Genomic DNA, 9,900 nt, shown 5'->3' with positions numbered 1-9,900 from the left:
ATGCCGACCGGTAGACAAACAGGGTCCGGGGCAGCGATTGCCCCGCCCGACCCGTGGGACCCGGTGGTGCGCCTCAGTCACTGGCTGATCGCCGCCGCTGTCATCATCAACGGCCTGATATCGGAACCGGGCGGCGCAATCCATATCTGGATCGGCTGGATCGCAATGGCAGTGCTGGTCATTCGGCTGGTCTGGGGGTTCATCGGCCCAAGGGAAGCCCGGTTTACCGCCTTCCTTCCTGATCCGCGCGCTGCGGTTTCGCATCTCTTCTCGCTGGTGCGCGGCAAGCCGAAGGAATATCCCTCGCACAACCCGGCCGGCGCGATCATGGTCTATGCGCTCTGGGCCTGTCTTGCCGCAGTGATCGCAACGGGACTAATCCTGACCGACGCAAAAACACCAATCACCATCGCCAATGAACGCGCGGCGGTCGAACAGGGCGACTGGTCTGTGCTTGCCGGGGACGATGAGGGCGAGGAACCCGCCGAAGACTCCGGAGAAATCGTGAAAGAGATCCACGAGACAGCGGCCAATCTCATGCTAGTGTTGGCGCTCATCCATGTCGCAGGCGTTGCGGCGGAAAGCTATGCGCTCAGGAGAAACCTTGTGCGCCCGATGATCAAGGGTCCACCGCGTTGACGAAAACCCGGAAAACAACACGGCAGGGGCGGTCGCAGACGATCGCCCTTGCGCTGTTCATGATGCTGCAGAGCGTCGCAGCGCTTTTCTTCGTCGCCGACGCCGTTCGAGACCTTGCCGATGCGCCGGTGAACGCCGAGTCGGTCATCGAGGCATTGACGGCCTTCGTTCTCGTGCTCGGTATCTTCATGGCCGGCTGGCAGCTCCGGCTGACGCTGGAGCGCATGGCGGCACAGGGGCGCGCGCTCGATATTGCCCGCGGCGATTTCGTCCGCATCATCGAAACCCAGTTCGACATCTGGGGTCTGACGGCGGCAGAGCGGGAGGTGGGCATGCTGGCGCTGAAGGGCATCGACATGGCGGAGATCGCGCGCCTTCGGGGCTCGGCCCAGGGCACGGTGCGCGCTCAGATGACCCGCATCTATGCCAAGGCCGGCGTTTCGGGTCGCGCGCAATTTGCGGCATGGTTCGTCGAGGAGCTTCTGGGTGACAGCATCTCTCCGAAAGACGCCGGAGAGAAAGAGCCGGCGACCTGAGAGGCAACCGGGTGCTGTTCCGGGCATGCCGCCCCTGCCCTCACGCCCGCTACACAAAAATGTGGTCGGGAAGTTTCTTGTGAAAGGTGAAACTATCGGCGATCTTCCGACGTAATGGTTCATGACGAACATTACGGGAGACATTTCGATGTCCGCTTACAAGCCGCCCCATATCCCCTCTTCTGAGATCACGCCGGAGCATCTCTACCTGAAGCGTCGCTCGCTTCTGGCGGGCCTTGCTGCAGGCGCCACCTTTGCCGCGGCCCCCGGCGCATTTGCCGCCGGCGACGACCTTTCCCAGGGCGAGGCGCTGAAAACGGTGAAGGGTCCGTTCCCCGCCCCCGCCGATCGCAAGGTGACGAGCTACGAGGACATCACGCACTACAACAATTTCTACGAGTTCGGGACCGGCAAGGAAGACCCCTATCGCAACTCCGGCGACTTCCAGCCCTACCCCTGGACCTTCGAAATCGATGGCATGGTGCAGAAGCCCCAGCGGGTCGATATCGATACCCTGCTGACGAAGTTTCCGCTTGAAGACCGAACCTATCGCATGCGCTGCGTCGAGGCGTGGTCGATGGTGATCCCGTGGGTCGGCATCCCGCTGAAATCGATCCTCGACATGGCGGAGCCCACCGGCTCGGCGAAATATGTCGCCTTCCAGACCGTGGTGCGACCGGAACAGATGCCGGGCCAGCGCGGTTTCGGCCAGCCCATGCCCTGGCCCTATGTCGAGGGGCTCAGGCTCGACGAGGCCAACCATCCGCTGACCATCATCGCGGTCGGGCTTTACGGCAAGACGCTCCTGAACCAGTCGGGCGCGCCGATGCGTCTGGTGGTGCCGTGGAAATACGGCTTCAAGGGCATCAAGTCGATCACGAAGATGACGCTCACCGACAAGCAGCCGCCCAATAGCTGGAACCTGCTGCAGCCGAGCGAATACGGCTTTTACGCCAATGTGAACCCCGACGTGCCGCATCCGCGCTGGAGCCAGGCCTCCGAACGCGTGATCGGCGAAGGCGGCGGATTCTTCGGCGGCGAGCGGATTCCGACGCTGAAGTTCAACGGCTATGGCGATGAGGTGGCGAGCCTCTACAGCGGCATGGACCTCAAGGCCAACTATTGAGCACCGGCAAGATGACCGACATCGCAGCCAGAAAACGCCCGGCCGCCAAAACCCACTGGTGGCGTCCGGCTTCCGTCTGGGCGCTCTACGCGCTCGGGCTGGCGCCGGCCGTCTGGTATTTTTATCTCGGCGCCACCAACCAGCTTGGCGTCGACCCGGTCAAGACCTTCGAGCATGTGCTGGGCATCTGGGCGCTGCGGTTCATCCTCGCCACGCTCTGCATCACGCCGCTGCACGATCTCGCCGAGATCAACCTGATGCGCTACCGCCGGGCGCTGGGCCTACTCGGCTTCTATTACGTCTGCTTCCACTTTCTGGTCTATCTCGTGCTCGACCAGCGCATGGATATTTCCATGGTGATCGAGGACATCATCAAGCGGCCCTTCATCACCTTCGGCATGATGGCGCTCGTCATGCTGGTCCCGCTCGCCGTCACCTCCAACAACTGGTCGATCCGCACATTGAAGAAGGGCTGGATCCTGATCCACTCCTTCATCTACGAGATCACCGCCCTCGCCACCCTCCACTTCGCGATGTCGCGCAAGGTCATCGGCCCGGAGATCCTGCTCTACATCGCGATCGCCGTGCTGCTCTTGGGCTATCGCTTCGCGCGGCCCACGATCATGGAGCGCAAGCGCGCGAGGAAGAAGGCAGCGCGGATGCAGAAGGGCGCGAGATAGTGCAGGCCCTCCCCTCGGAAAAATTTTGCACCCATTGTCGGATTCCGCCATGCTCGCGCGTCGGGATGTCGGGAGCGCATGAAGCGCCCTGAACAACAGGAGAAGACAATGCGTGTCATGGTTTTTGTAAAGGCGACGGAAGACAGCGAGAAGGGCATCATGCCGGAGCCGGAAATGTTCGACGCCATGGGAAAGTTCAATGAGGAGCTGATGAAGGCCGGCATCATCATGGCCGGCGACGGGCTGAAGCCCTCGGCGGTCGGCAAGCGCATCGCGTTCGACGGGCCGAGCCGCACCGTGATCGACGGTCCGTTTGCCGAAACCCGCGAGCTGGTCGCCGGCTACTGGATCTGGCAGGTCAAGGACATGGACGAGGCGATCGCATGGGCCAAGCGCTGCCCCAACCCGATGCCTGGCCCGAGCGAACTCGAAATCCGCCCATTCTACGAAATGGAAGACTTCGCTGATGTGATCACCGACGAGCAGCGCGACCGCTTCGAAGGCCGCAACGTTTGAAGCGGCGAGCGATCATCGCCCGATGATGCTGTGAAGCGGGATTGACCGGCATGGCGGATCGGCCATAGTCGGCGCATGGAAGACATAAGCAGGACCATCGAAACGGTCTACCGCATCGAGCGAACCCGGCTTGTCGCCGGGCTCGCAGCCTATATGCGCGATCTGTCGCTGGCCGAGGAGTGCGCCCAGGAGGCGCTGCTTTCAGCCCTCTCCGCATGGCCGAGGACCGGCATTCCCCAAAATCCCGCCGCATGGCTGATGGTGACGGCCAAGCGCCGCGCCATCGACCATATGCGCAGACGCACGACTGAGGCGAAAAAGGAAGGAGATGTCACCCGCATCTTCTACGAGCCCGACGCAAGCGAGCAGGACCTGGTGGAGACCGCGATGGATGATGACATCCGCGATGACAGGCTGGCGCTGATCTTCACCGCCTGCCACCCGGCCCTGCCGCCATCCTCGCGTGTGGCGCTGACGCTGAAGGTGGTCGCCGGCCTTTCCACCGCCGAGATCGCCCGCGCCTTCGTCACCAGCGAGGCGACAGCATCGCAGCGTGTGCTGAGGGCCAAGAATCAGCTCGGCGCAGCACCCGTCGTCTATGAGGTTCCGCATGGGCCTGAGCGCGACCAGCGCCTCGCCTCGGTCCTTGAAGTGATCTATCTGATCTTCAACGAGGGCTATGCAGCCACTTCCGGATCCGCCGCGCTGCGCCCGCCGCTTGCCGAGGAGGCGATGCGGCTTGGCCGCATCCTGGCAACCCTTCTTTCCGAAGAGGCGGAAGTGCTGGGTTTGTTGGCGCTGATGGAGTTGCAGGCCGCTCGCTTTCCCGCCCGCGTGGACCGCAATGGCATGCCCGTGCCCATCACCGAACAGGACCGGACACGCTGGGACAGGCTGCTGCTGACCCACGGTCTCGCCGCTCTGGACCATGCTTTCGCTGCTGGCAACCCCGGCCCCTATACGCTGCAGGCCGCGATTGCCGCCTGTCATGGTCGCGCGCCGACAGCGGCCGCCACAGACTGGGCTACGATTGCCGCGATCTACGACCGGCTTGTCGACCTTCTCCCCACCCCCATCGTCGCGCTCAACCGGGCGATCGCCCATAGCATGGCGACGGGACCGGAGCTTGGCCTGCTGCTGCTAGCCGAAATCGAGCACTTGCCCGCACTGGCGGCCTACGCGCCGCTCTATGCTGCGAAGGGAGACTGCATGCTGCGTGCGGGCGAGAATATCCAGGCGGAAGCGCTTTTCGAAAAGGCCGCCTCGCTTTCGAAAAACGATGCGGAAAGGGCCTGGCTGAAAAGACAAATCATCGCTTGCGGCTCATAGCCTTATTCTCGCCGGTAAATCCTACTGCGATAGGATTGCTGTCACAACGCGAGGGAATATGGCGGATGTTGCGGAGAAGCCGATATTGTGGTCGTCGGACAGGTGGCTGGCTGCAACGTCATTGAATCCCAGCGCCACCCAAAGCACCTGAAGAATCTGGGCCATCACCAACGAAAAAGCCGGGCGCTTTCGCACCCGGCCGTTCAACTCATCTCAACTGAAAGCGCTGCTTACGCGGCTTCCATTTCCGATTCGGCTTCGGCAGCAACGCGGGCCTTGTCTTCGGCGCCCTTGGCGTCAACGTCGCGGTCAACGAATTCGATGACGGCGATCGGGGCGTTGTCGCCGTGGCGGAAGCCGGCCTTCATGATGCGGGTGTAGCCGCCATTGCGGTCGACGTAGCGCGATGCCAGAACGTCGAACAGCTTCTTGACGGCGTCGACATCCTTGATCTGCGAGATCGCCTGACGGCGGGCATGCAGATCGCCGCGCTTGCCGAGCGTGATCAGCTTCTCGACGATCGGACGGATTTCCTTGGCCTTGGGCAGCGTCGTGACAATCTGCTCATGCACGATGAGCGAGACGGCCATGTTGGCAAACATCGCCTTGCGATGGCTTGCCGTTCTGTTCAGCTTGCGGCCTGCACTTTTATGGCGCATTGCTATTCTCCTTCACTTGCAGGCATCCACCTGCAGTATGACGTGTTAGTACTGATCCTCGTACCGCTTGGCGAGGTCGTCGATGTTTTCCGGCGGCCAGGCCGGCACTTCCATGCCCAGATGCAGGCCCATGGAGGCCAGCACTTCCTTGATCTCGTTCAGCGACTTGCGGCCGAAATTCGGCGTGCGCAGCATTTCCGCCTCGGTCTTCTGAATGAGATCGCCGATGTAAACGATGTTGTCGTTCTTCAGGCAGTTGGCCGAACGGACCGAAAGTTCGAGTTCGTCGACCTTCTTGAGAAGGGCCGGGTTGAAGGCGAGCTCGGTGACGTCGTCTTCTTCCGTATCCTTCTGCGGCTCTTCGAAGTTCACGAAGACCGAGAGCTGATCCTGCAGGATGCGGGCGGCGAATGCGACCGAATCCTCGCCGGTGACAGAACCATCGGTCTCGATGGTCATCAGCAGCTTGTCATAGTCAAGAACCTGGCCCTCACGGGTGTTCTCAACCTTGTAGGAGACCTTGCGGATCGGCGAATAGAGGCTGTCGACCGGGATCAGGCCGATCGGCGCGTCTTCGGCGCGATTGCGCTCGGCCGGCACATAGCCCTTGCCGTTGTTGACGGTGAATTCCATGCGGATTTCAGCGCCTTCGTCCAGCGTGCAGAGCACGAGATCGGGGTTCAGGATCTCGATATCGCCAACCGTCTGAATATCGCCGGCGGTGACAACGCCCGGGCCCTGCTTGCGCACGACCATGCGTTTTGCCTCATCGCCTTCCATGCGGATGGCGATTTCCTTGATGTTCAGGACGATGTCGGTGACATCTTCGCGAACGCCGGGGATCGACGAGAATTCATGCAGAACGCCATCGATCTGAACCGCGGTCACGGCAGCGCCGCGCAGCGAGGACAGAAGGATGCGGCGCAGCGCATTGCCGAGCGTCAGGCCGAAGCCGCGTTCCAGCGGCTCGGCGACGAGCGTCGCCTTCTTCGGACCGCTCGAGGTGAATTCCACCTTCGACGGTTTGATCAGTTCCTGCCAGTTTTTCTGTATCATGATTTCTACCTTTCGTTCGCCGCACTATCCAATCGTGACGGCCGACCTTCGTAGAACCGGGACCTCTTGCGAGGCCACCGGAGCAAATTGACAGATGATTAGACGCGACGCTTCTTGCGCGGGCGGCAGCCATTGTGCGGGATCGGCGTCACATCGCGGATCGAGGTGATGACGAAACCGGCAGCCTGGAGCGCGCGCAGGGCCGACTCACGACCCGAACCCGGACCGCAGACTTCGACTTCCAGCGACTTCATGCCGTGCTCCTGAGCCTTCTTGGCGCAGTCTTCGGCAGCGATCTGGGCAGCGAACGGCGTCGACTTGCGCGAGCCCTTGAAGCCCTTGGCGCCAGCGGACGACCAGGCAATCGCGTTGCCCTGTGCGTCGGTGATGGTGATCATCGTGTTGTTGAACGAGGAGTTCACGTGGGCAACGCCCGACGAAATATTCTTACGTTCGCGACGGCGAACGCGGGTGGCTTCCTTGGCCATGGTATTCCTTTCGTTGATCTCGACACCGCCGTAACGCCAGCGGCTCCACCGGGAAAGTTTCGCCGTGAGCGAAAACCCTCCTGATCCTTCTCGTCACGGCGGCATTTGCGCTCACCGCATACCGGCCCTTTTGCGGCCCGGTCATCTACGCAGAAAGCCGGCGCAAACCCGCCGGCTCATCCGGAACAAAATGTCCCGTAAAACTTACTTCTTCTTGCCTGCAATCGCCTTTGCCGGGCCCTTGCGGGTGCGGGCATTGGTGTGCGTGCGCTGGCCGCGAACCGGCAGGCCGCGACGATGGCGCAGGCCGCGGTAGCAGCCGAGGTCCATCAGGCGCTTGATGTTCATGGAATTCTCGCGACGCAGGTCGCCTTCAACCATGTAGTCACGGTCGATCGCTTCGCGGATCTGAAGGACTTCGGCGTCCGTCAGCTCATGCACGCGGCGTTCGGCCGGGATGGAAGCCTTTTCGCAGATTTCCTGCGCGAATTTCGGTCCGATCCCATGAATATACTGCAGCGCGATTACAACGCGCTTGGCAGTCGGGATGTTGACGCCAGCAATACGAGCCACGCCGATTCTCCTTAACATCTTCTATTGGCAGCTTGCGAGAAACTGCCGGTTTCCCTGGCGGATAACCCGCCTGTCATTGCTCGGCCGCAACTTATATCCGTGACAAGACGCGTCCTGATCGAATTCAAAAGGACTTTGACAGCCTTGCCCCATGTCGCGAGTTGGAGCGCTCATAGCGGAAACGGCAGCCCATTGCAACCGATTCCTTTATTTTTATGGGCCTTGCGAGCGTCAGAGCCCGCCGAGAACCCTCTCGATGCTGGCGGTCACATCGTCCATGCTCGCCATGCCGTCCACCGATGAAAGCTTGCCCTTGGCATAGTAGTAGCCGATCAGCGGCGCGGTTTCCTTGTAATAAGCCTTCAGGCGCTTCTCGACCGTCTCGCGATTGTCGTCCGGACGACGCTTGAAGTCGGTTGAGCCGCAAACGTCGCAGACGCCTTCCACCTTGGGCTTGTGGAATTCGTCGTGATAGCCCGCGCCGCATTTGGCGCAGCTATAGCGACCGGCGATCCGCTCGGCGAGCGTTTCGTCATTCACCTGGATTTCGATCACGGCGTCGAGCGCGATGCCCTTGGCCGCCATCATCTTCTCGGTGGCATCGGCCTGCACAAGGGTGCGGGGAAAGCCGTCGAGAATGAAACCGTCCTTGCAGTCTTCCTGATCGATTCGCTCGGACACGATGGCGATGACGATGTCATCGGATACCAGCCCGCCGGCATCCATAACCGCCTTGGCCTTCTTGCCGACCTCGGTCTGCGCAGCCACGGCCGCGCGCAGCATATCGCCCGTGGAAAGCTGCGGAATGCCGTGATTGGCAACGATGCGTTGCGCCTGCGTCCCCTTGCCGGCGCCCGGTGGTCCCAGAAGTATAAGTCTCATCGTCCCCTCTTTCCTCCCCGCAATTTCGATTTCTTGATCAGCCCCTCATACTGCTGGGCGATCAGGTGGCCCTGGATCTGCGACACGGTATCCAGCGTCACGCTCACGATAATCAGCAGCGAGGTACCGCCGAGCGCCAGCGATACGCCGGTGCGGGCCACAAGGATCTCCGGCAGGATGCAGACGAACACCAGATAGATCGCACCGACAACGGTAATGCGAGTCAGAACATAGTCTATGTATTCGGCGGTGCGCTCGCCCGGGCGGATACCCGGAATGAAGCCGCCATGGCGCTTCAGGTTATCCGCCGTCTCCTTCGGGTTGAAGACGATGGCGGTGTAGAAGAAGGCGAAGAACGCGATCAGCAGACCGTAGACGATCATGTAGAGCGCCTGGCCATGGCCGAGCGATGCGATGATCGCCGTTGCCCAGCTCGGCAGCTCCGAGGAGGTGAAGCCTGCAAGCGTCGCCGGCAGCAGAAGCAGCGAGGACGCGAAGATCGCGGGAATGACGCCCGAGGTGTTGAGCTTCAGCGGCAGATGCGAGGTATCGCCCTGGAACATGCGGTTACCGACCTGGCGCTTCGGATACTGGATCAGCAGCCGGCGCTGGGCGCGTTCCACGAAGACGATCAGCGCGAACACCGCGATGACAACGACGAGAATCAGGATCGTGACGAAAGCCGAGATCGAACCGACGCTCGACAGCTCCAGCATATTGCCGACGGCCGCCGGAAGGCCCGCGACGATGCCCGAGAAGATGATCAGCGAGATGCCGTTACCGATACCGCGCGAGGTGATCTGCTCGCCGAGCCACATCAGGAACATGGTGCCGCCGACGAGCGTGACGACGGTCGACAGGATGAAGAACCAGCCCGGATCGGTCACGAGATTGTTGCCGGACTGCAGGCCGATCGCAATGCCATAGGCCTGCGCCGTGGCCAGCACCACCGTGCCGTAACGGGTATACTGGTTGATGATCTTGCGGCCCTGCTCGCCTTCCTTCTTCAGCGCTTCCAGCGACGGCACGACGGCGGTCAGGAGCTGCACGATGATCGAGGCCGAGATGTAGGGCATGATGCCGAGCGCGAAGATCGCCATGCGCTGCACCGCGCCGCCCGAGAACATGTTGAACATGCCGAGAATGCCCTCGGACTGGCCCTGGAAGGCCTGCGCGTAGGCATCGAGATTGATTCCGGGAAGCGGGATATGCGTACCCAGCCGGTAAACGAGAAGGGCCAGAAGGGTGAACCAGATCCGCTTCTTCAGATCCGTTGCCTTGGCAAAGGTCGAGAAGTTCAGATTGGATGCGAGTTGTTCCGCTGCAGAAGCCATGCGTATCTCCGCGTCGCCGCACGGCCGCAGGAAGCGCCCGGTGCGAAAAATTGCCCGATCGTAACTGGCGACATCGCTCTAT

General features: G+C 61.6%; 12 protein-coding genes. 6 read left to right on the top strand and 6 right to left on the bottom strand.

All coding sequences use genetic code 11. The annotated features are described in order from the left end of the window. From V6765_RS07090 to V6765_RS07065, 6 genes are all read left to right on the top strand, one after another. Positions 1 to 639 (top strand): cytochrome b/b6 domain-containing protein, encoded by a 639-nt coding sequence (locus tag V6765_RS07090; RefSeq protein WP_448427418.1) that lies wholly within the window; start codon positions 1 to 3, stop codon positions 637 to 639. Next, complete coding sequence (locus V6765_RS07085) at positions 636 to 1,175, top strand: helix-turn-helix transcriptional regulator (RefSeq protein WP_448427417.1); 540 nt, start codon at positions 636 to 638, stop codon at positions 1,173 to 1,175. Before V6765_RS07090 ends, V6765_RS07085 begins: the two co-directional genes overlap by 4 nt. Positions 1,176 to 1,323: 148 nt before the next feature. Further along, a complete protein-coding gene (gene msrP / locus V6765_RS07080; protein ID WP_448427416.1) occupies positions 1,324 to 2,301 on the top strand; it encodes a protein-methionine-sulfoxide reductase catalytic subunit MsrP in 978 nt (325 codons plus the stop codon). An 11-nt stretch (positions 2,302 to 2,312) separates the two neighbouring features. Then, positions 2,313 to 2,981: a protein-methionine-sulfoxide reductase heme-binding subunit MsrQ gene (gene msrQ, locus V6765_RS07075; RefSeq protein ID WP_448427415.1), complete on the top strand. Its 669-nt coding sequence runs from the start codon at positions 2,313 to 2,315 to the stop codon at positions 2,979 to 2,981. 108 nt (positions 2,982 to 3,089) lie between these two features. Continuing rightward, positions 3,090 to 3,497: a YciI family protein gene (locus V6765_RS07070; protein ID WP_448427414.1), complete on the top strand. Its 408-nt coding sequence runs from the start codon at positions 3,090 to 3,092 to the stop codon at positions 3,495 to 3,497. A 75-nt stretch (positions 3,498 to 3,572) separates the two neighbouring features. Further along, positions 3,573 to 4,826, top strand: a complete 1,254-nt coding sequence (locus V6765_RS07065) for an RNA polymerase sigma factor (RefSeq protein WP_448427413.1) — start codon at positions 3,573 to 3,575, stop codon at positions 4,824 to 4,826. Positions 4,827 to 5,056: 230 nt separating this feature from the next. Here the strand turns inward: V6765_RS07065 and rplQ are convergent, their stop codons facing one another. From rplQ to secY, 6 genes are all read right to left on the bottom strand, one after another. Next, entirely contained in the window at positions 5,057 to 5,485 is a 429-nt protein-coding gene (rplQ, locus tag V6765_RS07060) for a 50S ribosomal protein L17 (RefSeq protein WP_230722728.1), read from the bottom strand. Between the two features lie 45 nt (positions 5,486 to 5,530). Beyond that, a complete protein-coding gene (locus V6765_RS07055; RefSeq protein WP_018065589.1) occupies positions 5,531 to 6,541 on the bottom strand; it encodes a DNA-directed RNA polymerase subunit alpha in 1,011 nt (336 codons plus the stop codon). Between the two features lie 98 nt (positions 6,542 to 6,639). Next, the gene (gene rpsK, locus V6765_RS07050) at positions 6,640 to 7,029 is read right to left on the bottom strand and encodes a 30S ribosomal protein S11 (RefSeq protein ID WP_018065590.1); all 390 of its coding nucleotides are present in this window, start codon (positions 7,027 to 7,029) and stop codon (positions 6,640 to 6,642) included. A gap of 204 nt (positions 7,030 to 7,233) precedes the next feature. Next, positions 7,234 to 7,602 (bottom strand): 30S ribosomal protein S13, encoded by a 369-nt coding sequence (gene rpsM / locus V6765_RS07045; RefSeq protein WP_018065591.1) that lies wholly within the window; start codon positions 7,600 to 7,602, stop codon positions 7,234 to 7,236. Between the two features lie 231 nt (positions 7,603 to 7,833). Continuing rightward, positions 7,834 to 8,484 carry an adenylate kinase gene (locus V6765_RS07040; protein ID WP_448427412.1) on the bottom strand — a complete coding sequence of 217 codons (651 nt, stop codon included), beginning with the start codon at positions 8,482 to 8,484 and terminating at the stop codon, positions 7,834 to 7,836. Then, entirely contained in the window at positions 8,481 to 9,818 is a 1,338-nt protein-coding gene (gene secY, locus V6765_RS07035; RefSeq protein WP_448427411.1) for a preprotein translocase subunit SecY, read from the bottom strand. The genes V6765_RS07040 and secY overlap by 4 nt, the downstream gene beginning before the upstream one ends. Between the last annotated feature and the right edge of the window lie 82 nt (positions 9,819 to 9,900).

Source organism: Martelella sp. FOR1707 (assembly GCF_053484265.1).
This window is presented reverse-complemented; position numbering and strand designations above follow the sequence as displayed.